Below are 23,670 nucleotides of genomic sequence, written 5' to 3' on the forward strand. Positions count from 1 at the left end.
CCTTGTGAAACACGGTCGACCAAGCGTCGCATTAGCGCATCCCGCCGGCAGGCGCCACAGGACGCCGGACATGTGACGCGGCCGTGACGCGCGGGCCGTGACGCCCCGTCCCCACCCGTTCACAGCCGAACCGGATAGCCGATCTCGATGGTACGCGGGCGCGGCAGGCCGAAGCGGTCGACCGAGCGTTCGGCATTGCGGGCGAGGAAGGCGAAGATATGGGCGAGCACGTCGCGCACGCCCAGAATATCGTCGGGCGGCATCACACGCTCGTGACCGATGACATAGACCGCGTCGTCGGGATCGACGCCTTGGGCATAGAGCGCCGGGCCAAGCACGGCCGGCACGTCGATCTGCTGCATATAGCCGAAGCGCACATCGATGCGCAGATGGGCAGAGTCGAGCGGCAGCACACGCACCCGCTCGTCCACCGGCACGCGCGGGCGCGAGGCGACCCACACCGAGACGATGACGGCGCGGGTGAACTGCACGTTGAGCAGTTCCGACAGGCGCCCCAGCGCCACCGGCGTCATCGCGCCGCCGCGCGAGAGGAAAATGGCGGTGCGCGGGCTCACCGCGCAGCCCGCCGGGCGGCCCTTGGCGACGAAATCGTCCAGCGGCTCGGTGAAGCGGCGCTGCTGCAGCCCCACCCCTTCCATGCCGCGCCGCCACGACACCATGACCACCAGCACCACCGCGGCGATGGTGACCGGCAGCCAGCCGCCATCATGCAGCTTGGTGAGGTTGGCGGTGGCGAAGGACAGGTCGATCACCCCCAGCCCGCCAGCGAGCGCCACCAGGGCCGGCCAGGGCCATTGCCAGCGGCGGCGGACATAGGCGACGAACAGGAAGGTGGTGGAGACCATCGCCATCGCCACGGCGATGCCATAGGCGGAGGCGAGACGGTCAGAGGAGCCGAAGGAGACGACGATGGCCGCGCAGGCCGCCATCATGATCCAGTTCAGCCGGCCGACATAGATGTGCTGGTCATTGTGCTCGCTGGTGTAGCGGATGCGCATCGGCGGCAGGTAGCCAAGCTCGATGGCCTGCTTGGCGAGCGAGAACACGCCGGTGATGATGGCCTGCGAGGCGATGATCGTCGCCAGCGCGGCGAGGATCAGCAGCGGTACCTCGAACATTTCGGGCGCCAGATCGTAGAACGGGTTGCGCACGGATTCGCGGTGCACCAGCACATGGGCGCCCTGGCCGTAATAGTTGAGCAGCAGGGACGGCATGGCGACGAACAGCCAGGCGCGGGTGATGACCGGCCGGCCGAAATGGCCGAGATCGGCATAGAGCGCCTCGCCGCCGGTAACGGCCAGGAAGGTGGCGCCGAGAATGAGCCCGGAGAGCATCGGATTGTCGGCGAGCAGCAGGATGCCATGGCGCGGATCCAGCGCCGCCAGCACCTGCGGCGCCTCGACGATGCCGTGAATGCCGAGCGCCGCCAGCGACAGGAACCAGGTCAGCATCACTGGGCCGTAAAACGCGCCGATGCGCTCGGTGCCGGCGCGCTGGGAGATGAAGACCAGCAGAATGACCAGCACGGTGACGGCGACGATCCAATGGTCGAGCTCGGGGGCGATCACCTCCAGCCCCTCCATCGCCGACAAAACCGAAATCGCCGGGGTGAGCACGCCGTCGCCGATGAGCATGGCCGCGCCGACGAGGCCGGCGATGAGCAGGAACAGGCGCTTGCCGGTGGCGGAGCGGTGCAGGTCCAGCAGGGTGACGAGGGCCAATATGCCGCCTTCGCCGTCATTGTCGGCCCGCAGCACCAGCATGACGTATTTGAGGGTGACGGAGAGAATGATCGCCCAGCTGATGAGCGAGAGCAGGCCCAGCACGTCGGCATCCGACACAGCAGGGCCACCCACCGCATTCAGCCCCTGCTTGAAGGCATAGAGCGGGCTGGTGCCGATATCGCCGAAGACGACGCCGAGCGCTGCCAACTCAGCGGTGAAGGGGATCGCCCGGCGCCCGGCGGAGCGGCGCTCAGCCATGCAACGCCCCTTCGCGGCGGCCGTGATGCTCGCGGCCGGCACAGACGGCAGGGTCTCGCCGTTCACCGATGCGGCGGCGGGCAGAGAGCATAGGCGCGGGAGGCGAGGCGAAGGAACGGGGCATGAAGGCCGATTCACGCAGAACAATGCCGAGGCATCGGGGGCACCGCAGCAATACCCCGCCGCGCCATCGCCGCCAAGCGCTGTGTGAACACCTTCAGGGCGGCGTCAGGCCCCCATGTCGGGCCGCGCATTGCATGTTCACACACGAATGTGACTCAGCGCGGGCGGTAGAGGTCCAAGGCGAGGGAGGAGGATTCTGGGGGCGGTTGATTCCTCCTCCCTCTACCAGCGGAACTGACATGTCCAAAGGCTTGCGGGTTCCTTCGGACCAGCGCGGCTGGCGCGTCGATCCTTAAGCGGTTCGACCCGCTAGATCAATATCGGACCGAACCGTTCGGTCAATTGTGGATTTCAACCGGTCGCCGGTGTTAGGATCGCTTGCCTGCCTGGGTCTATGCCGCGCACAGTACGGCAGACACCGCGCCTCATTGCTCCTCCGAACTGATTGTTCATGGCTGCCTTACCGGACTTCGCCCACCAGACGAGTGCCCAGCCTGCCGCCGGCCGAACGCCGGTCGGGCCCGGTGGTGGTGGAGCGGCATCCGCCCACCCCGCGCCGAAACGGGAGCAAATTCTGCGGGGCGCGCGCGAGGTGTTTCTCGCCTCCGGCTATGACGGGGCCAGCATGGGCGAGATCGCCCGCGTCGCCGGCGTCTCCAAAGGCACGCTCTATGTCTATTTCGCGTCCAAGGAAGACCTGTTCGCCGCGCTGGTGACGGAGGAATGCAGCCGCACGGCGGAAGCCTGCTTCGAGCTCGACCCCGATGCTCCCACGGAAGCCACGCTGCGCGCCCTCGCCTCCCGCTATATCGAGGCCATGCTCGAGCCCGCCCATATCCGCACGGTGCGGATGGTGATCGGCGTCGCCGAAAAACTGCCGATCATCGGCCGTGCCTATCTGGAAGCGGGGCAGGAAGCCGGCGTGCTGCGGCTGTCCGGCTGGCTGCGGGCGAAGATGGCGCAGGGCGAGCTCGCGATCGCCGATGTGGAGATGGCGGCGTGGCAGTTCGTGCTGGGCTGCCAGGGCAAGCTGATCATGCCGATGGTGTTCGGCGACCCTTCCCGCCCGGACGAGGCGGCCACCGCTCAGGTGGTGAACCACATGGTGGGGTCGTTCCTCGCCGCCTTCGCCGGCCCGCGCCTCGCACCCTACCCTCCGGCAGGCACCGTCGTCGCTAGCGCCGACAGTCCCTCGCGATAGGTCGGGTAACGCAGCGCCCCGCCGAGCAGGGCGTGCAGCCGCTCATTGCGCACCCGCCGGTTATCGGCCCAGAAGGACAGCGCCATCGGCGACATGCGCGCGGACGCCTCCTCGAAGCGCTCGGGCACGGGTGGTGCGACGCCGAGCAGCTGCGCGGCCTGGCGCACCGGGGCGCAGGAGGGAGAGGGTTCGTCGTCCACCACATTCACCACCCCGTCGAAGCGCTGCGCCACGGCGGCGGCGATGGCGCCGGCGATGTCGTCGACATGGATGCGGTTGAACACCTGGCCCTCACGCTCGATGCAGCGCGCGGTGCCGTCCGCCACGTCGATCAGTGCGTTGCGGCCGGGACCATAGATGCCGCCGAGCCGCAGCACCGCCACCGGGCGCCCGGCACGGCGGCCGAGAGCCTGCCAGCCAGCTTCCGCTTCAATGCGGCGGCGGGCGCGCGGGGCGGCGGCGGCAGTGGCGGCGCTCTCGTCGATCCACGCCCCGCCGGAATCGCCATAGACGCCGATGGTGGAGAGATAGACCAGCGGCCCCTGCCCCTCTGCCAGCGCGGCGCCGAGCGGGCCGAGGAACGGGTCGCCCGCCTCCCCCGGCGCGGCGGAGACCAGCACCGCATCCGCCGCGCGGGCGGCGGCGAGCAAGGCCGGCGCGGCGTCACCGTCGAAGCGCAGCATTTCCATCCCTGCGGAGGGGTCGCCCGTGCGGCTGGTGCCGATGCGGCGGGCGAAGGAGGCGCCGTGCAGGGCGACAAAGCGCTGGGCACAATAGCCATGCCCGAGACAGAGCAGGGTGTGGGTCATGCGTGCTCTCCCGCTGAATCGATCAAGGCCAGTTGCCATTCCGCCCGCACCTCGGCGTCCGCCTCACCTGCATGGGCAGCGCTGAGGGCGGCGAAGGCGGCGGCCGGCAGCAGCCGGGCGAGGGCCCACACCGCCGCGCCGCGCACCAGCGGATCGCTATCACCAAGATGCCGCTCGGCTTCGGGCGCGAGGGTCCCATCGCCGGAATTGCCGATCGCCACCAGCACGTTGCGCAGGAAGCGGGCGCGGCCGATGCGCTTGACCGGGCTCTTGGAGAAGCGCGCCCGGAAGGCCGCATCGTCAAGCCGCGCCAGTTCGGCCAGCGCTGGGGCGCGGTTTTCCTCCCGCGCGGCGAGGCGCGTTTCGCGGCCGAGCGCGGCGAATTTGTTCCACGGGCAGGCGGCGAGGCAATCGTCGCAGCCATAGATGCGGTTGCCGACCAGCGGCCGCAATTCGCGCGGGATGGCGCCCTTCAGCTCGATGGTGAGATAGGAGATGCAGCGGCGCGCATCGATGCGGTAGGGCGCGGGAAAGGCGCGGGTCGGGCAGGCGTCGAGGCAGGCGCGGCAGGAACCGCAATGGTCGACCTCCGGCGCGTCAGTGGGAAGCGCGAGATTGGTGGCGATGGCGCCGAGGAACAGCCAGGAGCCCTTGTCGCGCGAGACGAGATTGGTGTGCTTGCCCTGCCAGCCGAGCCCGGCCGCCTGCGCCAGCGGCTTTTCCATCAGCGGCGCGGTGTCGACGAATACCTTGACGGCGACCGTGCCCGGCGCGCCGGCGCGGGGCACGAAGCGCGAGGCGATGCGCTTGAGCTTGCCCTTGATCAGCTCGTGATAATCGTCGCCGCGGGCATAGACGGAAATCGCCCCGCGCGTGCGGGCGGAAAGGATGGCGCGCGGGTCCTCGTCCGGCCCGTAATTCAGCCCCAGCATCAGCAGCGAGACGACCTCCGGCCACATATTGGCCGGAGCAGCGCGACGCTCGGCCGTCTCCGGCATCCACGCCATCTCGCCATGCGCGCCCTCCGTGATCCACTCATGGAGGCGCGGCCCGGCATGGGGGATGGCGTTCGCGGCGGCGATGCCCATGGCGTCGAAGCCTTCCGCGCGGGCCAGCGCGAACAGGTGGTCCCTGGCCGCTTCCGGCGTCAGAAATCCAGATCCGCGTAGCACGGCGCCGGCGGCATGCCGGCCATGGTCAGCGCCAGCAGGGGCCGGAACGACGGACGCGACTTGATGCGGGCGTACCAGATCTTCGCTCCCTCATCTTCGTCCCAGGGCACGTCGCCGAGATAGTCGACGCTGGAAATATGCGCGGCGGCGGCGAGATCGGCATAGGTCATGCGGTCGCCGGCGAGCCAGTTCCGCGCCTTCAGCAGCCAGCCGATATACTGCAGATGATAGCGGATATTGGAGCGCGCCGCGCGGATGGTGGCCATATCAGGCGGGCCGCCGCCGAGTTCGCGCGGGGTGTAGCGCTTGTACACCTTCTCGCGCACCAGCGGCTCGGAGACTTCGGCGAAGAATTTGTGGTTGAACCAGGAGGCGAGCCGGCGCACCTCCACCCGCTCGCCAATATGCACCGGCAGCAGACGCCGCGCCCCGAGCGCGCTGCCGCGCGTCTCGTCGAGATATTCGGTGATGGGGTCGATGCCCGGCACCACAAAGCCGTCATCCTCCACCAGCACCGGCGTCGCGCCGGCGGGATCGAGCATGAGAAACTCCGGACGGCGCTCCCACACCCTCTCTTCGATCAGTTCGGGCTCGATGCCCATCTCGCTGAGGGCGAGACGCACGAGTCGCGAATGGGCGCAGAAGGGGTGGTGATAAAGCTGCATGTTCCGGGAGGGTTGTCGCGGACCGTGGGCGGGCGGCGCCTGAAATCGGTCTAGAAGGGATCGCGGCTCATCGCAAGCCATCGCGGCGTGAACAAGGCGGGTGCGGCTGTGCCGGGCGACGAACCCGGCCGGGCTTTTCGGGTTATGGTGTGCGAAGCGTTAACGGGGCAGGGAGAAGCACCATGGAAACGACGGCGGAGACCGCGCGTCCGCACGGCATCTTCATCTGGAACGAACTCAACAGCCGTGACGTTCCCGCCGCCAAGGCGTTCTATGCGGCGACCATGGGGTGGACGTTCGAGCCCATGCCGATCGAGGGCGGGCCGGACTACTGGATCATCCGCCAGGGCGAGGCCCGGATCGGCGGCATCTTCCCGCTGGAAGGGCCGGAATTCGACGGCATTCCCGAGCACTGGCTGCCCTATATCGCGGTCGACGATGTCGATGCGCGCTGCGAGCGCGCCCTTGCCGCCGGCGGCAGAGTGCTGCGCCCTCCGTTCGACGTGGCGGGGGTCGGCCGCATCGCCATCGTTTGCGATTCACAAGGGGCGGTGGCGGGCTGGATGACACCGAAAATGTGACAGGCCGCCAGACGCCTGCGCTGACTAACCTACCGTAACTTCAAATGATTCGGTCGATCCGTTACGGACGTGCCATATATGTGCCGTAATATGAACGGGCCGGCGCCTCGCCGCCGCCCATTTCGTTCACGCCTGCCCCAAGGGGAAGATCGCCACGATGCAGTTTCACATCCCGGTTCCCGCCATTCGCGCCTGCGGCTTCTCCCTTCGTGAAGGGAGCCCCGAATTCGACGATGTGGGAGCCGGGCTCGACGAGGCGGAAGCGCTGGGCGTCGATCTCGTGGAACTTCCCGTCTACGCCTGGCACCTGGTGGTGAACGGGCGCATCCTCGACAACCGGTTGAAAGACCTCGTCCGGGCGCTGGAGGGCCGGCGGCTTGGCTACAGCGTGCATGGCGCGCTCGCGGTCAATCTGATGGACCTGCCCGAGCGCCTGCCGCGCCATGAGCAGGTGCTGGCCGCCCATATCGAGATCGCCGCCGCCATCGGCGCGCCGCATCTCGTCATGCATTCCGGCTTTGTGCGCGACCCCGACGACGATCTGGAAGTCGCCTATTCCCGCCAGCGCGACGCCCTCGCCCGCGCCGGGGACCTCGCGGCCGCGAAGGGGGTGACGCTGTGCGTGGAGAACATCTTCCGCTTCATCCATGCGCGCGAGACCGCGACCCCGGCCAAGCTCGCCGGCGAGTTGGCGGCGATCGACCATCCCGCGGTCAAGGCGACGCTGGATGTGAGCCACGCCTATATTCGCTGCACCGATGCGCGGCTCGACCCCATCGCCGAGATGGCGGCTTTGGCGCCGCATATCGCGCATTTCCACCTGCACGATTCCTTCGGCCGCCCCAATGAACGCCGGCCGGGCGATGTGTGGTACTACGACCCGGCCGAGGCGGTGGCCTTCGGCGAGGGCGACCTGCACCTGCCGATCGGCTGGGGCGGCATCGACTGGGACGCGGTGGTGCAGATGGTGCGCCCGCCCGCCGGCGCTGTCGCCATCCTCGAACTCAACCCCCGCCACTGGCGCGAACTGAGCGACCAGGTGCCCGTATTGCGGGCGCTGGCCGGGCGCTTTCAGGCGGCGGTAACGTCGGCAGCGTGAGCGCTCCCGGGCGCGCGCCATCCCTTTGCCGGGCGAGGCTTTCGCCGCGCGCATCTTTTCCGCGCACGCTGCTTCTTGCGGCGGAAACAGCCGCCCCCTATATCGGCCCGGAACGGCGCGGATAGCGTCGTACCCGATTGTTTGGGGGCCGGTCCGGGGGCGCGGCACATCTGACCGTACCTCCCCGGGTGCTTCAAGAAGGTCCGGCCGGCCTGCCGGAAGGAGAAACACATGTCTAAAGTCATCGGCATCGATCTCGGCACGACCAATAGCTGCGTCGCGGTCATGGAAGGCTCGACCCCGAAGGTGATCGAGAACGCGGAAGGCGCGCGCACCACGCCGTCCATCGTCGCCTTTACCGAGGATGGCGAACGCCTCGTCGGCCAGCCGGCCAAGCGCCAGGCGGTGACGAACCCCGAGCGCACCTTCTTCGCGGTCAAGCGCCTCATCGGCCGCCGCTACGAAGACCCGATGGTCGAGAAGGACAAGAAGCTCGTCCCCTACCAAATCGTGCGCGCCGACAATGGCGATGCGTGGCTGGAAGCGGACGGCAAGAAGTATTCGCCCTCACAGATCTCCGCCTTCACCCTGCAGAAGATGAAGGAGACGGCCGAGGCCTATCTCGGTGCCAAGGTCGACAAGGCGGTCATCACCGTCCCGGCCTATTTCAACGACGCCCAGCGCCAGGCCACCAAGGACGCCGGCCGCATCGCCGGCCTTGAAGTGCTGCGCATCATCAACGAGCCCACCGCCGCCGCGCTCGCCTATGGCCTCGACAAGAAGTCGGCCGGCACGATCGCGGTCTATGACCTCGGCGGCGGCACGTTCGACGTGTCGGTGCTGGAGATCGGCGACGGCGTGTTCGAGGTGAAGTCCACGAACGGTGACACGTTCCTGGGCGGCGAAGACTTCGACATGCGCCTCGTCACCTATCTCGCCGACGAGTTCAAGAAGGAGCAGGGCATCGACCTGCGCAACGACAAGCTCGCCCTGCAGCGGCTGAAGGAAGCCGCCGAAAAGGCCAAGATCGAGCTGTCGAGCGCCTCGCAGACCGAGATAAACCTGCCCTTCATCACGGCGGACGCCTCGGGCCCGAAGCATCTGACCATGAAGCTCACCCGCGCCAAGTTCGAGGCGCTGGTGGACGACCTGATCCAGCGCACCATGGAGCCCTGCAAGAAGGCGCTCAAGGATGCCGGCCTCACCGCCGGGCAGATCGACGAGGTCGTGCTCGTCGGCGGCATGACCCGCATGCCCAAGGTGCAGGAGATGGTGAAGCAGTTCTTCGGCAAGGAGCCCCACAAGGGCGTCAACCCGGATGAAGTGGTCGCCATCGGCGCCGCGATCCAGGCGGGCGTGCTCGCGGGCGACGTGAAGGACGTGCTGCTGCTCGACGTGACCCCGCTCTCGCTCGGCATCGAGACGCTGGGCGGCGTGTTCACGCGCCTGATCGACCGCAACACCACCATCCCGACCAAGAAGAGCCAGGTGTTCTCCACCGCCGAGGACGGCCAGACCGCGGTGACCATCCGCGTGTTCCAGGGCGAGCGCGAAATGGCGGCCGACAACAAGCTGCTCGGCCAGTTCGACCTCGTCGGCATTCCCCCGGCGCCGCGCGGCGTGCCGCAGGTGGAAGTCGCCTTCGACATCGACGCCAACGGCCTGGTCAATGTCTCGGCCAAGGACAAGGGCACCGGCAAGGAACAGCAGATCCGCATCCAGGCCTCGGGCGGCCTCTCGGACGCCGACATCGACAAGATGGTGAAGGACGCCGAGGCGCATGCCGAGGAAGACAAGAAGCGGCGCGCTGCCGTCGAGGCGAAGAACCACGCCGAGGCGCTGATCCACTCGACCGAGAAGTCGCTGGCCGAATATGGCGACAAGGTCGGCGCGGCCGAGAAGGCGGCGATCGAGACGGCGCTGGCCGATCTCAAATCGGCGATGGAAGGCAATGACGGCGAGGCCATCGCCGCCAAGACCAACACGCTGGCGCAGGCCTCCCTCAAGCTGGGCGAAGCCATGTACGCCTCGCAGCAGGGCGATGCCGGCAGCGCCGAGGCGCCGAAGGACGATGTGGTGGACGCCGAGTTCACCGAGGTCGACGACGACAAGAAGAAGTCGGCCTGATCCCTCTCTGAGCGCCGCCCCCGGACCTCGTTCCGGGGGCGGATTTCTTTCCGTGGCCGCGCCGCCGGTGGCGCGCCGCCGCGGGTGGCGTTAAGCCCTTCACGCAGGCGCAGCACCCGGGCCTTTCCCGGCAAGCTTCCTGCATGGCGGCCCGAACCGCCCGCCGCAGAACGCGCCGGCGGCGGCCAAGGATGCGACGGCACAGCGACCCATGTCCAAACGCGACTATTACGAACTCCTCGAAGTTACCCGGACCTGCAGCGACGGGGAGTTGAAAAGCTCCTACCGCAAGCTCGCCATGAAATGGCACCCGGACAAGAACCCGGGCAACAGCGATGCCGAGCTGCGCTTCAAGGAGATCAGCGAGGCCTATGACGTTCTGAAAGACCCGCAGAAGCGCGCCGCCTATGACCGCTTCGGCCATCAGGCGTTCGAGAACGGCATGGGTGGCGGGGGCGGCCCCGGCTTCGGCTCCGACTTCGCCTCGACCTTCTCCGATATTTTCGACGATCTGTTCGGCATGTCCGGCGGCCGGCGCGGCGGCGGGGGTGGCGGTGGGCGCGGCGGGCGCGAGCGCGGCGCGGACCTGCGCTACAACATGGAAATCACGCTGGAGGAAGCGTTCGCCGGCAAGGATGCCACCATCCGCCTGCCGACCTCCATCACCTGCGAGAGCTGCTCGGGCAGCGGCGCCAAGCCCGGCACCCAGCCCACCACCTGCCGCACCTGCTCCGGCTCCGGCCGCATCCGCCAGGCGCAGGGCTTCTTCACCCTTGAGCGCACCTGCCCGACCTGCCAGGGCCGTGGCCAGGTGATCGAGGATCCGTGCCCGGCCTGCGCCGGCGCCGGCCGCACCACCAAGGAGCGCACGCTGGAAGTGGCGATCCCCGCCGGCGTGGAAGACGGCACCCGCATCCGCCTCGGCAATGAGGGCGAGGCCGGTGTGCGCGGCGGCCCGCCGGGCGACCTCTACATCTTCCTCTCGCTCGCGCCGCACGATTTCTTCCAGCGCGACGGGGCGGATCTGTTCTGCCGCGCGCCGATCTCCATGGTCAGCGCCGCGCTGGGGGGCACCTGCGAGGTGCCGACCATCGACGGCGAAACCACCAAGGTGAAAATCCCTGAGGGCACCCAGTCCGGCAAGCGCTTCCGCCTGTCCGGCAAGGGCATGCCGGTACTTCGTAGCCGCACGCGCGGCGACATGTATGTGCAGGTCGTCGTCGAAACGCCACAGAACCTGACGCGACGTCAGCGTGAACTTCTGGCCGAATTCGATGCAGAATGTTCAAAGGACACGCATCCCGAATCCAGCGGCTTCTTTGCCAAGGTGAAGGATTTCTTTGCCGGCGACGCCGATTAAGCCGCAAAACGTAATCGGCGCGTCATCGCGGGGCCTTAACAGGAGGGCTTGCGGCCTTTAGTGTCGCTCTCGGTCTCCTGTCGCCCCGCGCGCTCCTGCGTGCCGCGCCTTCCCGCCACGGCTTACCGGAATCGAAGTCGCATGCTCCATCGTTCTGCCGTCCCCTCGCCGAAAGAGCGCCCCGACGAAGTTCGCTTCCTCCAGTCCTGGCTGCAGAATCCGCTCCGCACCGGGGCGGTGTCGCCCTCGGGCCGGGCGCTGGCCCGCACCATGGCGAACTATGTCGACCCCGCGCAGGATGGCCCGGTGATCGAACTCGGGCCCGGCACCGGCCCGGTGACGGCCGCGCTCATCGCGCGCGGCGTGGCGCCGGAGCGGCTGGTGCTGATCGAGTACAATCCGGAATTCTGCAAGCTGCTGCGGCTGCGCTTCCCCGCCGCCACCGTCATTCAGGGCGACGCCTACAACATGGCCCGCACGCTCGACGGCAAGCTCGATCGTCCGGCGGCGGCTGTGGTTTCCAGTCTGCCGTTGTTCACCCGCCCGGCGCCGGAGCGCCACGGGCTGCTGGACCAGGCCTTCGGCCTCTGCGCCCCCCACGCGCCCTTCATCCAGTTCACCTATGCCGTCGTCTCGCCGGTGCCGCTGGCGCCGGAGCGGTTCGACGCTCATGTCAGCCAGCGCATCTGGGCCAACCTGCCGCCGGCGCGTGTCTGGGTGTATCGTTCCACCAAGCACGAGGCCGCCGCGCCGGAGCTCGCCGCCATCAGCGCGTGAGGCCGGAAGCGCCGCCACCACGGGAGGTTCTTCATGCGCCCGCCGCGTATCCTCACTTTCGCCGGCTCCATCCGCACCGGCTCCTTCTCCGCCAGCCTCGCCGCGCTGGCGGCCAAGGAACTGGCGCAGATGGAATGCGAGCCGGTGCTGCTCTCGCTCGCCGACTACCCGATGCCGATCTATGACGGCGATCTCGAAGCCACTGAGGGCGTGCCGCCGGCGGCCAAGCAGCTGCGCGACCAGCTCGCCCGCGCCGATGGCGTGTTCATCGCCACGCCGGAATACAATGCCGGCCTGCCGCCGCTGCTGAAGAACGCGCTCGACTGGGCCAGCCGCGTGCACGGCGGCGAGGGTGACGCGTTCAAGGGCCCGGTCTATGCCATCGGCTCATCCTCCCCCGGCGGGCTCGGGGGCTACCGCGCCTCCATGATGCTGCGCCAGACGCTGGCGCTGGGCCTCGGCTGCCTCGTGCTCGCCGAGCAGGTGATGGTGGCCGGCGCCTCCCACGCCTTCGACGCACGCGGCGACTTCACCGACGAGAAGGCGCGCGAAAGGTTGCGCGCGGTGATGACAGCGCTTATCGAGCAGGCGGCGCTGCGGGCGGGTCTGCGCGCCTGAACGAGACGGCGTCTTCCGCTTGGAAGGCGCGAGCGCGGAGACCGTCTGCATGCACGCCCCTGTTCCCGATCCGCGTGACCGGCTCATCGTCGCGCTCGACCTGCCCTCGGTCGGGGCGGCGGAAAGCGTGATTTCCCGGCTCGGCGACAGCGTGAATTTCTACAAGATCGGCTATGAGCTCGGCTTCGCTGGCGGGCTCGGCCTCGCGCGCGAATTGATCGCCGACGGGCGCAAAGTGTTCATCGACTTCAAGCTGCACGATATCGGCAACACGGTGGCGCGCGGGGTCGCCAGCCTCGCGGCGCTCGGCGCCAGCTTCGCCACCGTGCATGCCTATCCCCAGACCATGCGCGCGGCGATGGAAGGCAAGGGCGCCAGCCCGTTGCGCATCCTCGCCGTCACCGTGCTCACCTCCTATGACGAGGCCGACCTCGGCGAGGCCGGCTACGGTGCCGGCGTCGCGGAGACGGTCGCCCGCCGGGTGGCGCAGGCGCGCGAGATCGGCATTGACGGCATCGTCTGCGCGCCGACCGACGCCGCTTCCGTGCGCGACGCGCTGGGGGCCAAGGGCGCCATCGTCACCCCCGGCGTGCGCCCGGACGGCAGCGATGTCGGCGATCAGAAGCGCATCGCCACGCCCTTTGCCGCCATCCGCGCCGGGGCCGATCATCTCGTGGTCGGGCGCCCCATCGTCGCCTCGCCCGATCCCGCCGCCGCTGCCCGCGCGGTGCAGGCCGAGATCGCCCGCGCGCTTTCCTGAACCGACGCAAAAGGACCGACCCCATGGCCAAGGGCTACTGGATCAGCCGCCTCAATGTGCACGATACGGAGGGCTACAAGCCCTATCTGCAGGGCGCGGAGCCGGCGATCGCCGCTTTTGGCGGGCGCTTCCTGGTGCGCGGCGGCACGCCCGAAGCCCTGGAAGGCACCGCTCTCTCGCGCAATGTCGTGGTGGAGTTCAAAGATTACGACACCGCGCTCGCCTGCTTCCATTCGCCGGAATACCAGGCCGCTTATGTCAGCCGCGTCGCCTCCTCGGACGGCGATCACCTCATCATCGAGGGCTATACGGGTGACCAGCCGGCGTCCGGCACGATCGAAGGCCCGGCGGACGGGCCCGGCATCGGCTATTGGGTGATGCGCATCGACGTGCACGACATGGAGACCTACAAATCCTATGTCGCTGCCGACGCGGTCGCCATCGCCAAATATGAGGGCTGGTTCGTCGTGCGCGGCGGCCGGCATGAAGGGGTGCACGGCACCGCGCGCTCGCGCAATGTTCTGGTCGCTTTCAAGGACCTGCCAACCGCGCTCGCCTGCTATCACTCGCCGGAATATCAGGCCGCCCTCGCCTTCCGCAGCAAGGCGGCAGTGGCGGAAGTGATCGCCATCGCCGGGGTCTGACGAAGCCGTTTCAGTACCTCACGCGGCTTTGTCGCGCCCCGCGCCGCGCACCGGTGGACAAGGCGGGTGAGTCCTGCTATGTGCCCTCACCCTGATTGGCTGCCCGTCGTCCCGGAGCTCCGGAACACCCGCGTCAATCGCCAGAATTCAACGATGCGCGACACGCGAAGCACGAAAGAGGAAGACACGTGCAGGTTCTCGTTCGGGACAACAACGTCGACCAGGCCCTGAAGGCGCTGAAGAAGAAGATGCAGCGCGAGGGCATTTTCCGCGAGATGAAGCTGCGCGGGCACTACGAGAAGCCGTCCGAGAAGCGCGCCCGCGAGGAGGCTGAGGCCGTCCGCCGCGCGCGCAAGCTGGCCCGCAAGCGCGCCCAGCGCGAAGGCCTGCTGCCCTCCAAGCCCAAGGTCGTTCCCGGCGGCCCGCGCTGAGACGACGCGGCGCGTCCCCTCGCGGGGCGCCCGTTTTGAGCGCATCCCGAGCGCGGTGACGGCTGTCGCCGCGCTTTTTGCGTTGGAGTGTCCGCGTTTTGAGTACCCCTGTGCCGACCACCCTCTCGGACCTGCGCGCGGTTCCGGCCTTCGCGCCCGTCGTCGCCGATCGGGTCTGGCGCGCCTGGTGGGAGGACAAGGGCGTGACGCTCACCGAGCTGCGCGCCCGGCTGGACGAGAGCTTCGCCACGGACCCGGTGCCTTCCACCTTCGTCGCCCATGACGGCGACCGCTTTCTCGGCTGCGTCGCGCTGATCGCCTGCGATGTCGAGGAACGCCCCGAGCTCGCGCCCTGGGTGGCGGCGCTGTGGGTGGAGCCGGAGGCTCGCCGGCAGGGCGTCGGTGCGGCGCTGATGACGCGGGCAGCGGAAGCGGCCTTCGCCGCCGGCCATGCGCACGTCTATCTCGCGGCGGAACCGGCGCTGGCGCCCTATTATGCGGCGCGGGGCTGGGCGCTGGTGGAGTCCGATGTCGACGGGCTGGAGATTTTCGCCCGGTCGCGCCGCTGAACGCCGCGCCGCCTACTGGCGGTTATAGGGGATCGTGTACTCCCCGGCGCGGATGCGCTCGGCCAGACGCTCGGCGAAGCCGGCTGCGGCTTCCTCGCCATAGGTAGCGACCATGGAACGAATGGCGGTGAACAGCGCCGCCTGCGCCAGACAATCCTCGTCCAGCCCGTCATAGACGGCTTCGTTCCACGCCTCATCGAGATAGGCGAGCGCGGCATGGCGCTCATCCTCATGGGCCTGGTCGGCCTTGTCGTCGATGTCGAGCGTTTCAGGATGCTGAGACAAACCAAATCCTCCGCGTGCCGGTCTTCCGCCCCGCGGGGCACGCAACGCCCGAACCTTAGCATGCCGTGCCGGCACGTCCGCCCAAGAATTGAAGGACGGTTAATTTGCCGCGGCATAAAAGCGACAGCTGTGACATAATCGTACGGCCGTGGAGGTGTTCTGGCTCAGTTGCTGCCGTAGCGCGTCGCCACGTCGCGGGCGAGCTTGGCGCCGGTTTCGAGATAGCGCTGGCTGGCAAGTTCCGCCGAGGGCGTGCAGGTCCGATAGACCTGACGATAGCTTTCATAGCCATTGTTGAAAGCGGCGGTGAGCTGGCCGCGCCGGTCGCCCGACGGCGCCTCCACATCGAGCAGGCCCTGCATCTCGTCGCGCCAGCGCGCGGTTTCCGCCGCGCCGCAGAGCGGACGCAGATAATGCAGCGCGCCGAGGATTTCCGCGAGATGCAGCAGGTCCGCCTCATAGGGCGGCGCGCCGCCCTGCGTCGCCTGCGCCGCCGCCGGCAGCGGGGCGAAGGCGAGGCACGCCAGCAGGGCGAGCAGGAGAGAACCGGGCGCGGTGCGTCGCATGAGGTTGGGATGCGCCGCCGCCGCGCGGGCGTCAAGAGCCCCGCCGCCGCTATTGCGCCTCCGGCACATGGTCCGCCTGCGCCAGCAGAAAAGCCGCCTCGACGATGCCGGCCAGCCCTTCGGTGGTTTCCGTGGGAAGGGCGGCCGGCAGGAACCAGCCGACTTCCGCCGCCTCCGGCCCGGTAGAGGGTTCGCCCGCCACCCAGCGCGCGGCATGGCTGACGACGACGAAATGGGCGGTCAGCGTGCCTGCCGCATCACGCGGGAGGATATCGAGCGCGCCGGCGACGCCGAGCACCTCGCAGCTCACGCCCACCTCCTCCATCACCTCGCGCGCGGCGGCCTCAGCCAGCGTCTCGCCGGGCTCCACCCGTCCGCCGGGCAGCGTCCACAGTCCCTTTGCCGGCGCGTTGCCGCGCCGCGCCAGCAGCACCCGCCCCTTGCGGAAGACGGCGGCGCTGGCGGCGAGTACGGGACGGATCGGAACGGTCATAAGCGGGCCTCCGGCCAGGGGAATCGCGGCTCATCCTAGCCGGTTTTGCTCGCCTTCCCGAGGGCACGCGCCCGAAAGGAGCCGCAATCGCAGCCGAAGCTGCAAAGCGTGGAAGCAGCGGGGAACATCATGAGCGGGACGACCGATCGCGGCGCGCATGCGGGACATTTCGGCGCGGGTGCCCTGCTGCTCGCCGGCGCGATGCTTCTCGCCAGCCTGCCGGCGGCCGCGCAGACCACCGCGCCCGGTCATAAGCCCGCCGCGCCGGACACGAAGAGCGACCCGCTCTGCGCCTCCTATGGCGCCGGCTTCACCCGGCTGGCCGGCTCTTCCACCTGCGTGAAGATCACCGGTAGCGTGCAGGCCGATTTCTATGACACCAATGTCAACAGCAGCGGCCGGGTCGACGCGCTGACGCCGGGGCTCAAGAGCAAATAGGCGGCGCAGCCGAAGCGCACGCCGCCGCCGCTCAGCGTCCGCGCGCGGTGAAATAGCGGGCGATCACCTCCGCGAAGACACGCGTGAGCGCCGCCACCTCCTCGACCGGCGTCGCCTCGTCCACCGCATGCATCGAGGTGCCGACCAGCCCGAATTCGATCACCGGGCAGAAATCCTTGATGAAGCGCGCATCCGAGGTGCCGCCTGTCGTCGAGAGTTCCGGCCGCCTTCCCGTGGTCCGCGCAATCGCCTCCACGACGAGATCGACGAATTCGCCCGGCGAGGTGAGGAAACTGTCGGAAGAGCGCGGCTCGAAGGCGAGGGCGTAGCGCACCTCGTTGCCCGCCGCCGCCCGCACCCGCCGCTCGATCTCGGCGGCCAGGGTTTCCGGCGTCCACAAATCGTTGAAGCGGATGTTGAAGCGGGCGCGCGCCTCGGCGGGAATGACGTTGAAGGCGGGATTGCCGACATCGACCGAGACGATTTCCAGGTTCGAGGCCTGAAAATGCGCGTTGCCGCCATCGAGCGGCTCGGCCTTCAGCGCGGCGAGCAGCTTCACCATGCCGGGGATCGGGTTCTCGGCGAGAGCGGGGTAACCGACATGGCCCTGCTTGCCCAGCACGGTGAGCGTGGCCGAGAGCGAACCGCGCCGGCCGATCTTCACCATGTCGCCGAGTTCCACCCGCGAGGTCGGCTCGCCGAGCACGCAATGGTCGATGCGCTCGTCGCGGTCGGCCAGCCAACGCAGCAGCTTCTCTGTGCCGTTGATCGCCGGGCCTTCCTCGTCGCCGGTGATGAGGAAGGAGAGCGAGCCCGGCAGCTCCGCATGGTTGGGGTCATGGCCATGGGCGCCGGCAAAATCGAGCCCGGCGGCGATGAAGGCGGCCACGCCTCCCTTCATGTCGACGGCGCCGCGCCCATAGATGACGCCCTCATGGATCGCGCCCTCGAAAGGCGGAAAGCGCCACTGCGCCGCATCGCCGGGCGGCACCACATCGGTATGGCCGGCAAAGCAGAGATTGGGGCCGCGCGTGCCGAAGCGGGCGTAGAGATTCTCCACATCCGGCGTGCCCGGGCTGGTCAGCGTCACCCGGTGGGTGGCAAAGCCCGCATTGGAGAGCAGCGCGTCGAGATAGGCCAGCGCCCCGCCTTCCGCCGGGGTCACCGAAGGGCAGCGGATCAGCGTGCGCAGGATGTCGACCGGGTCGGCGGGCGGCTGGGAGGGTGCGGTGGCGGTCATGCAGGTTCCTCTCATCGTCATCCCGGACGGCCACAGGCCGATCCGGGATCGCGCACCGACGGCATGCCCCGGCCGCCGCGCGCGATCCCGGCTCTTCGCTACGCTTCGGCCGGGATGACGGTCAAGCGGGAGCGCGAGGAACCGGCGCTCAGTCGCGCAGCAGGTCGTTGATCGAGGTCTTGGAGCGGGTCTGCTCGTCTACGCGCTTGACGATAACCGCGCAATAGAGCGAGGGGCCGGGCTGGCCATTGGGGAGCGGCTTACCGGGCAGCGCGCCGGGCACCACGACGGAATAGGCCGGCACCTCGCCGACGAAGATCTCGCCGGTGGCACGGTCGACGATCTTGGTGGTGGCGGAGATGAACACGCCCATGGAGAGCACCGAGCCGCGGCGGACGATGACGCCCTCGACCACTTCCGAACGGGCGCCGATGAAGCAGTCATCCTCGATGATGACCGGGCCGGCCTGCAGCGGCTCCAGCACGCCGCCAATGCCGACGCCGCCGGAGAGATGCACATTCTTGCCGATCTGCGCGCAGGAACCGACGGTCGCCCAGGTGTCGACCATGGAGCCGGAATCGACGCGGGCACCGAGATTCACGAAGGACGGCATCAGCACCACATTCGGGGCGATGAAGGCCGAGCGGCGGACGATGGCGCCCGGCACGGCGCGGAAGCCCGCGGCGCGGAACTCGCCCTCGCCCCAGCCCTCGAACTTGGAGGGCACCTTGTCCCACCAATGCGCGCCGCCGGGGGCGCCGGGAATGGCGGTCATGTCGTTGAGGCGGAAGGAGAGCAGAACCGCCTTCTTGAGCCACTGATTGACGGTCCAGTTGCCGTCGGCGCCCGGCTCGGCCACGCGCGCCTTACCGGCATCGAGCAGCGCCAGCGCCTCGTTCACCGCGTGGCGGATCTCGCCGCCGGTCTCGAAATTGACCTCCGCCCGGTTGTCGAAGGCGGTTTCGATGATGCTCTGAAGCTGGCTCGACATGTCATTCTCCGCTGTTCGCGGGTCTTGTCCGGTCGCGCGGCGCTTCTGTCAACGGCCGAGTCGCCTCAGGCGCTCCGCAGGCCGTTCAGGAACGCGGTCAGGTCGTCGGTCACCACGTCGATATGATCGCCGTCGCGGCCCTCATGTTCCCATGCCTCGCGGTCGGCGGGGTTCACCGCGAGGCCCGGCGGCACCACCAGCACGGTGCGCATGCCGAGCTGCGCCGGCACTTCGAGATTGCGCGCGAGGTCCTCGAACATGGCGGCGCGGCGGGGGTCGACGTCGAAGCGGGCGAGGAAGCCGCGATAGGCGATCTCGTGCGGCTTGGGGTGGAACTCCGAGGAGACGATGTCGTGCACATCGGCGAAATGCTCGGAAATGCCGAGCTTGGCCAGAATCTGCTCGGCATGGCCGCGCGAGCCATTGGTGTAGACCAGCTTGCGCCCCGGCAGTGCGCCGAGCGCCTCCCCGAGTGCGGGGGCGGCCTCCAGACTGGTCAGATCAATGGCGTGGACATGGGCGAGGAAGGCGTCCGGGTCCATCGCGTGCTCGATCATCAGACCGCGCAGCGAGGTGCCGTATTTCCGGTAATAGCCCTTCTGCAGCGCGAAGGCCTCGTCCAGCGTCAGGCCGAGGAAGTTCGCGATATAGGCGCGCATCTTCATGTCGATCTGCCGCCACAGGTCGAGCCCGGGCGGATAGAGCGTGTTGTCGAGATCGAACACCCAGGTGTCGACATGGGAGAAGTCGACAGGGGCGGCAGTGAGCGCGGAATGGGAAGACAGGGAAGCGGACATGCGGCTGTTCTAGCCGAAACGGTCCCGGCCGTCATGCCCGTGCCGGCAGCGTGGGAAAATGAACACCCCCGCTGGGGAGAAGCGGGGCGGCAGGCGCCGCCCCGATCATGTCACGCCTGGCTGGCGGCCTTGGTCTTCAACGCCGCCTGGGCGGCGGCGAGGCGAGCGATCGGCACGCGGAAGGGCGAGCAGGACACATAGTCGAGACCCACTTCCTCGCAGAAGGCGACCGAGGCGGGGTCGCCGCCATGCTCGCCGCAGATGCCGAGCTTGAGCTTCGGGCGCACCGCGCGGCCGCGCTCGGTGGCGATCTTCACCAGCTCGCCCACGCCCTCGGTGTCGATGGACACGAAGGGATCCACCTCGAAAATGCCCTTGGCGATATAGGTGCCCAAGAACGTGCCGGCATCGTCGCGCGAGATGCCATAGGTGGTCTGGGTGAGGTCGTTGGTGCCGTAGGAGAAGAACTCCGCCGTCTCCGCGATCTCGCCCGCCTTCAGCGCCGCGCGGGGCAGCTCGATCATCGTGCCGACCTGATACTCCAGCGTTACCCCGGTCTCCGCTTCCACGCGCTTGGCCACCGTGTCGATGTCGTGCTTGACGAGATCGAACTCGCGCTTGCCGGTGATGAGCGGCACCATGATTTCCGGCACCACCGGCTTGCCCGTCGTCTTCTGCGCCGCCACCGCCGCCTCGAAGATGGCGCGCGCCTGCATCTCGGCGATTTCCGGGAAGGCGATGGCGAGGCGGCAGCCGCGGAAGCCGAGCATCGGGTTGAACTCGTCGAACTCCCGCTTGCGCGCGGCGAGCTTGGCCGCGCTCACCCCGAGCCCCTGCGCCACCTCGGCGATGTCCGCCTCGGTGTGGGGCAGGAATTCGTGCAGCGGCGGGTCGAGCAGGCGGATGGTGACCGGCAGCCCGTCCATGATCTCGAACAGTTCCTGGAAGTCCGAGCGCTGGGCGGCGAGCAGCTTGGCCAGCGCGGCGCGGCGGCCCTTTTCGTCATCGGCAAGGATCATCTCGCGCACGGAGCGGATGCGGTCGCCCTCGAAGAACATGTGCTCGGTGCGCGAGAGGCCGATGCCCTCGGCGCCGAAATTCTTCGCGGTGCGGGCGTCCAGCGGCGTTTCCGCGTTGGCCCGCACCTTCAGCCGGCGCACGCCGTCGGCCCAGCCCATCAGCGTGGCGAACTCGCCGGAGAGTTCCGGCTGCAGCGTCGGCACCGCGCCGGCGATCACCTGGCCGGTGGCGCCGTCAATGGTGAGGATGTCGCCCTTCTTCAGCGTCACCCCGCCCGAGGTGAGGGTGCCGGCGGCGTAGTCGACACGGATGGTGCCGGCGCCGCAGACGCAGGGCTTGCCCATGCCGCGCGCCACCACGGCGGCGTGCGAGGTCATGCCGCCGCGCGTGGTGAGAATGCCCTGCGCCGCGTGCATGCCGTGAATGTCTTCCGGCGAGGTTTCGATGCGCACCAGAATGACCTTGCGGCCTTGAGTCTTCAGCAGTTCCGCCTCGTCGGCCGAGAACACGATCTCGCCCGAAGCGGCGCCGGGCGAGGCCGGCAGGCCCGAGCCGATGACCTTCTTGTCGGCCTTGGGGTCGAGCATCGGGTGCAGCAGCTGGTCGAGCGCGGCGGGATCGACCCGGCCGATCGCCTCCTCGCGGGTGATGACGCCGTCATTGGCGAGTTCCACCGCGATGCGCAGCGAGGCCTTGGCGGTGCGCTTGCCGGAGCGGGTCTGCAGCATCCACAGCTTGCCGCGCTCGACGGTGAATTCGAGGTCCTGCATGTCGCGGTAATGGCCTTCGAGCACCCCGGCGATGCGGACGAACTCGGTATAGACCTCCGGCAGCGCCTTCTCCATGGAGGGCTTGTCGGAACCGGCGCCGATGCGCGCCACTTCGGTGATGTTCTGCGGCGTGCGGATGCCGGCCACCACATCCTCGCCCTGGGCGTTGATGAGGAACTCGCCATAGAGCGCGTTCTCGCCGGTGGAGGGGTTGCGGGTGAAGGCGACGCCGGTGGCGGAGGTCTCGCCCATATTGCCGAACACCATGGCCTGCACGTTCACCGCCGTGCCCCAGCTCTCCGGGATCTGGTGCAGGCGGCGATAGACAATGGCGCGCTGGTTCATCCACGAGCCGAACACGGCGCCGATGGCGCCCCAGAGCTGGTCGTGCGGGTCCTGCGGGAAGGGCTTGCCCAGCTCATGCGCCACCAGCGCCTTGTAGCGGGCGACGATTTCCTTCCAGTTCTCAGCCGACAGATCGGTGTCGAGGCTGTAGCCATGGTCGCCCTTGAAGCCGTCCAGCACCTCCTCGAAATGATGATGCGGGAAGTCCAGCACCACGTTCGAGTACATCTGGATGAAGCGGCGATAGCTGTCATAGGCGAAGCGCGCATCGCCGGAGGAGGCGGCCAGCGCCTCGACGGTCACGTCGTTCAGCCCGAGATTGAGCACCGTGTCCATCATGCCGGGCATGGAGGCACGCGCGCCCGAGCGCACGGAGACGAGCAGCGGGTTGGCGGGATCGCCGAAGGTGCGGCCGGCAAGCTGCCCGACATGGGCCAGCGCAGCGTCGACATCGCCCTTCAGGCTGTCGGGATAGACGTTGCCGTTGGCGTAGTAATAGGTGCACACCTCGGTCGAGATGGTGAAGCCGGGAGGCACCGGCAGGCCGAGATTCGACATTTCCGCGAGATTCGCGCCCTTGCCGCCGAGCAGGTTGCGCATCTCCGCCGCACCCTCTGCCGTCCCGTCGCCGAAGGTGTAGACCCATTTCGTCATTTCGGATGCCCTGTTGGGTGGGGCCGCAAAGTCCCCGACGCCGTGATGGAAATTCAGCCCTGGCTGAAATATACGCAACGCCAACGGGTTGAGACCGGCCCCGCAAAAGGTCCCGCGCCTTTTCCCACAAATGGTCTAGCGTCTTGAGGTCTTCCCTTCAATCCATCATTCGCAGTTGCGTCATGAACTTTGTGCCATGCGCCAAAGGTCTCGCGCGCGGGCGATTGCCGCCTGCCCGCAGTTCAGGCACGCTCCGCCCGCCGGCAACCCCAAGCCCCGAGGGCGACTTCCATGAATACGACTTTGACGCGACTGGCCCCGCACATTCTCAGCCTGCTGCGCATCGCCGCGGCGCTGCTGCTGCTCCAACACGGCACCACCAAGGTGCTCGGCTTTCCCGCCACGCAGATGAGCGGCATCAGCCTCACCGCGCTGCCCGGCATTGCCGGCATCATCGAGCTGGTCGGCGGCGCGCTGCTGCTCATCGGGCTGTTCTCGCGCCCGGTCGCCTTCATCCTCTCGGGCATGACGGCGGTGGCCTATTTCCTCGTCCACGCGCCGCAGAGCTTCTTCCCGATCCTCAATGGCGGCGAACTGGCGGCGCTGTACAGCTTCGTGTTCTTCTATCTCACCTTCGCCGGCCCTGGCCCGTGGAGCGTCGACGCGCTGCGCGGCGGCGAGCGGGGCTGAACGCCCGTCAGCCCTGCCCGGCGTTCCGGGCAGGGCCTCACGCGTTAACAGGCTGAGGTTCAACAGGCTGGGGCTCACAGGCCGAGGCGCTGGCCGATATTGTCGAATCCGCCCGTGCCGAGCAGGCCGACAATGCCGATGAAGATCAGATAGATCGCGACGATGAAGTTGAGCAGCCGCGGCATCACGAGGATGAGGATGCCGGCGATGAGCGCGACGATCGGCTGGATGGCGACGATATTGATGGCCATTGGACACTCCGCTGGGTGGTAGCGACATAAGCCGCGCCCCGGCAGGATGGTTCCGCCCTTGGGTCTGCGCAAGCGGTCCGGCGGCTGAACGCCCGATCGCTGTCATCCCGGCCGCAGGCGAAGCCGGAGAGCCGGGATCGCGATGGCGCGATGCGCGCGGGAAGGCAAGCCACCACGCGATCCCGGAGACG

Annotated in this window: 25 protein-coding genes; 13 read left to right on the forward strand and 12 right to left on the reverse strand. The window is 68.4% G+C overall.

Annotation, left to right across the window (positions count from 1 at the left end):
* Positions 1-119 precede the first annotated feature (119 nt).
* Positions 120-2,003, reverse strand: coding sequence for a potassium transporter Kup (locus ACP2AH_RS17520; protein WP_425106960.1), 1,884 nt, complete (start codon positions 2,001-2,003; stop codon positions 120-122).
* Positions 2,004-2,577: 574 nt separating this feature from the next.
* On the opposite strand from ACP2AH_RS17520, the gene ACP2AH_RS17525 reads away from it, so the two are divergent.
* Positions 2,578-3,327 (forward strand): TetR/AcrR family transcriptional regulator, encoded by a 750-nt coding sequence (locus ACP2AH_RS17525; protein WP_425106961.1) that lies wholly within the window; start codon positions 2,578-2,580, stop codon positions 3,325-3,327.
* Here ACP2AH_RS17525 and ACP2AH_RS17530 read toward each other — a convergent pair.
* The 3 genes from ACP2AH_RS17530 to ACP2AH_RS17540 are packed head-to-tail and all read right to left on the reverse strand — an operon-like array spanning position 3,276 to position 5,973.
* Positions 3,276-4,136 carry an NAD-dependent epimerase/dehydratase family protein gene (locus ACP2AH_RS17530; RefSeq protein ID WP_425106962.1) on the reverse strand — a complete coding sequence of 287 codons (861 nt, stop codon included), beginning with the start codon at positions 4,134-4,136 and terminating at the stop codon, positions 3,276-3,278. The two genes, ACP2AH_RS17525 and ACP2AH_RS17530, sit on opposite strands and share 52 nt — an antisense overlap.
* Positions 4,133-5,308: a tRNA epoxyqueuosine(34) reductase QueG gene (gene queG / locus ACP2AH_RS17535; protein ID WP_425106963.1), complete on the reverse strand. Its 1,176-nt coding sequence runs from the start codon at positions 5,306-5,308 to the stop codon at positions 4,133-4,135. The genes ACP2AH_RS17530 and queG overlap by 4 nt, the downstream gene beginning before the upstream one ends.
* Entirely contained in the window at positions 5,284-5,973 is a 690-nt protein-coding gene (locus tag ACP2AH_RS17540) for a glutathione S-transferase family protein (protein WP_425106964.1), read from the reverse strand. The genes queG and ACP2AH_RS17540 overlap by 25 nt, the downstream gene beginning before the upstream one ends.
* A 182-nt stretch (positions 5,974-6,155) precedes the next feature.
* On the opposite strand from ACP2AH_RS17540, the gene ACP2AH_RS17545 reads away from it, so the two are divergent.
* The 10 genes from ACP2AH_RS17545 (at position 6,156) to ACP2AH_RS17590 (ending at position 14,939) form a co-directional block, all read left to right on the forward strand.
* On the forward strand, positions 6,156-6,554 hold the full coding sequence (locus ACP2AH_RS17545; RefSeq protein WP_425106965.1) for a VOC family protein: 399 nt from the start codon (positions 6,156-6,158) through the stop codon (positions 6,552-6,554).
* Between the two features lie 157 nt (positions 6,555-6,711).
* On the forward strand, positions 6,712-7,653 hold the full coding sequence (locus ACP2AH_RS17550; protein ID WP_425106966.1) for a sugar phosphate isomerase/epimerase family protein: 942 nt from the start codon (positions 6,712-6,714) through the stop codon (positions 7,651-7,653).
* Between the two features lie 231 nt (positions 7,654-7,884).
* Entirely contained in the window at positions 7,885-9,780 is a 1,896-nt protein-coding gene (dnaK, locus tag ACP2AH_RS17555; RefSeq protein ID WP_425106967.1) for a molecular chaperone DnaK, read from the forward strand.
* Positions 9,781-9,991: 211 nt separating this feature from the next.
* Complete coding sequence (gene dnaJ / locus ACP2AH_RS17560; RefSeq protein WP_425106968.1) at positions 9,992-11,140, forward strand: molecular chaperone DnaJ; 1,149 nt, start codon at positions 9,992-9,994, stop codon at positions 11,138-11,140.
* Positions 11,141-11,281: 141 nt separating this feature from the next.
* Entirely contained in the window at positions 11,282-11,917 is a 636-nt protein-coding gene (locus ACP2AH_RS17565; protein WP_425106969.1) for a class I SAM-dependent methyltransferase, read from the forward strand.
* Positions 11,918-11,950: 33 nt separating this feature from the next.
* The gene (locus ACP2AH_RS17570) at positions 11,951-12,535 is read left to right on the forward strand and encodes an NADPH-dependent FMN reductase (RefSeq protein WP_425106970.1); all 585 of its coding nucleotides are present in this window, start codon (positions 11,951-11,953) and stop codon (positions 12,533-12,535) included.
* Positions 12,536-12,584: 49 nt separating this feature from the next.
* A complete protein-coding gene (gene pyrF, locus ACP2AH_RS17575) occupies positions 12,585-13,295 on the forward strand; it encodes an orotidine-5'-phosphate decarboxylase (RefSeq protein WP_425106971.1) in 711 nt (236 codons plus the stop codon).
* Positions 13,296-13,318: 23 nt separating this feature from the next.
* Positions 13,319-13,939 (forward strand): DUF1330 domain-containing protein, encoded by a 621-nt coding sequence (locus tag ACP2AH_RS17580; RefSeq protein WP_425106972.1) that lies wholly within the window; start codon positions 13,319-13,321, stop codon positions 13,937-13,939.
* A 188-nt stretch (positions 13,940-14,127) separates the two neighbouring features.
* The gene (rpsU, locus tag ACP2AH_RS17585; RefSeq protein WP_018388665.1) at positions 14,128-14,370 is read left to right on the forward strand and encodes a 30S ribosomal protein S21; all 243 of its coding nucleotides are present in this window, start codon (positions 14,128-14,130) and stop codon (positions 14,368-14,370) included.
* 110 nt (positions 14,371-14,480) lie between these two features.
* Complete coding sequence (locus tag ACP2AH_RS17590; protein ID WP_425106973.1) at positions 14,481-14,939, forward strand: GNAT family N-acetyltransferase; 459 nt, start codon at positions 14,481-14,483, stop codon at positions 14,937-14,939.
* Positions 14,940-14,951: 12 nt separating this feature from the next.
* Here the strand turns inward: ACP2AH_RS17590 and ACP2AH_RS17595 are convergent, their stop codons facing one another.
* The 3 genes from ACP2AH_RS17595 to ACP2AH_RS17605 all read right to left on the reverse strand — a co-directional run bounded on the left by ACP2AH_RS17595 (position 14,952) and on the right by ACP2AH_RS17605 (position 16,283).
* Positions 14,952-15,224 carry a hypothetical protein gene (locus ACP2AH_RS17595; protein ID WP_244379814.1) on the reverse strand — a complete coding sequence of 91 codons (273 nt, stop codon included), beginning with the start codon at positions 15,222-15,224 and terminating at the stop codon, positions 14,952-14,954.
* 164 nt (positions 15,225-15,388) lie between these two features.
* Positions 15,389-15,790, reverse strand: a complete 402-nt coding sequence (locus ACP2AH_RS17600) for a TIGR02301 family protein (RefSeq protein ID WP_425106974.1) — start codon at positions 15,788-15,790, stop codon at positions 15,389-15,391.
* Positions 15,791-15,839: 49 nt separating this feature from the next.
* Positions 15,840-16,283 (reverse strand): NUDIX hydrolase, encoded by a 444-nt coding sequence (locus tag ACP2AH_RS17605; protein ID WP_425106975.1) that lies wholly within the window; start codon positions 16,281-16,283, stop codon positions 15,840-15,842.
* A 129-nt stretch (positions 16,284-16,412) separates the two neighbouring features.
* On the opposite strand from ACP2AH_RS17605, the gene ACP2AH_RS17610 reads away from it, so the two are divergent.
* On the forward strand, positions 16,413-16,721 hold the full coding sequence (locus ACP2AH_RS17610) for a hypothetical protein (protein ID WP_425106976.1): 309 nt from the start codon (positions 16,413-16,415) through the stop codon (positions 16,719-16,721).
* 31 nt (positions 16,722-16,752) lie between these two features.
* Here the strand turns inward: ACP2AH_RS17610 and dapE are convergent, their stop codons facing one another.
* From dapE to ppdK, 4 genes are all read right to left on the reverse strand, one after another.
* A complete protein-coding gene (gene dapE / locus ACP2AH_RS17615) occupies positions 16,753-17,961 on the reverse strand; it encodes a succinyl-diaminopimelate desuccinylase (RefSeq protein ID WP_425106977.1) in 1,209 nt (402 codons plus the stop codon).
* 148 nt (positions 17,962-18,109) lie between these two features.
* Positions 18,110-18,952 (reverse strand): 2,3,4,5-tetrahydropyridine-2,6-dicarboxylate N-succinyltransferase, encoded by an 843-nt coding sequence (gene dapD / locus ACP2AH_RS17620; RefSeq protein WP_244379819.1) that lies wholly within the window; start codon positions 18,950-18,952, stop codon positions 18,110-18,112.
* A gap of 65 nt (positions 18,953-19,017) precedes the next feature.
* Positions 19,018-19,749, reverse strand: a complete 732-nt coding sequence (locus ACP2AH_RS17625) for a pyrimidine 5'-nucleotidase (RefSeq protein ID WP_425106978.1) — start codon at positions 19,747-19,749, stop codon at positions 19,018-19,020.
* Positions 19,750-19,859: 110 nt separating this feature from the next.
* Positions 19,860-22,538 (reverse strand): pyruvate, phosphate dikinase, encoded by a 2,679-nt coding sequence (gene ppdK, locus ACP2AH_RS17630; protein ID WP_425106979.1) that lies wholly within the window; start codon positions 22,536-22,538, stop codon positions 19,860-19,862.
* 291 nt (positions 22,539-22,829) lie between these two features.
* Between ppdK and ACP2AH_RS17635 the strand changes: the two genes are divergently transcribed.
* Positions 22,830-23,228 carry a DoxX family protein gene (locus ACP2AH_RS17635; RefSeq protein WP_425106980.1) on the forward strand — a complete coding sequence of 133 codons (399 nt, stop codon included), beginning with the start codon at positions 22,830-22,832 and terminating at the stop codon, positions 23,226-23,228.
* 74 nt (positions 23,229-23,302) lie between these two features.
* Here the strand turns inward: ACP2AH_RS17635 and ACP2AH_RS17640 are convergent, their stop codons facing one another.
* On the reverse strand, positions 23,303-23,479 hold the full coding sequence (locus ACP2AH_RS17640; RefSeq protein ID WP_425106981.1) for a DUF3096 domain-containing protein: 177 nt from the start codon (positions 23,477-23,479) through the stop codon (positions 23,303-23,305).
* Between the last annotated feature and the right edge of the window lie 191 nt (positions 23,480-23,670).

The organism is Ancylobacter sp., assembly GCF_965249975.1.
GTDB lineage: Bacteria > Pseudomonadota > Alphaproteobacteria > Rhizobiales > Xanthobacteraceae > Ancylobacter.